Annotated in this window: 1 pseudogene; it reads right to left on the bottom strand. The window is 61.6% G+C overall.

What is annotated here, in order from left to right:
• Positions 1-308 (bottom strand): annotated as a pseudogene (locus tag AB4Z23_RS28930) (nitroreductase family protein); the annotation flags it as partial.
• Positions 309-380: the final 72 nt, after the last annotated feature.

Below are 380 nucleotides of genomic sequence, written 5' to 3'. Positions count from 1 at the left end.
GTGCGCCGCTCCTCGTACGCTTCGCGCGAGACACCAAGCGCCTGATAGTACGCCGCGCCCTGATCCCGGGCCCGCTGCCTGTACGCGCCTGGATAGTCATCGATGGCAAAGCCGAAATCGGGCGTGTAGCGGCCGGCATCGTCATCGGCAAGGCAAAGCCGAAATCGGGCGTGTAGCGGCCGACCGGAAACGATGTGGACCTGCCATGGTTGCGTGTTGCAGTTCGACGGCGCATGCTGCGCATCTTCGACCACCGCCCGGATCAGCGCGTCGGGCACAGGCAAGGGTAGGAAACTGCGGACGGAATGGCGATTACGAACAACGTCGTGAAAAGTAGGAAACTGCGGACGGAATGGCGATTACGAACAACGTCGTGAAAA

This window comes from Agrobacterium sp. MCAB5 (assembly GCF_052114365.1).
GTDB lineage: Bacteria > Pseudomonadota > Alphaproteobacteria > Rhizobiales > Rhizobiaceae > Agrobacterium > Agrobacterium tumefaciens.
The sequence above is the reverse complement of the archived record's forward strand: the minus strand, read 5'-3'. Positions and strand labels throughout refer to the sequence as shown.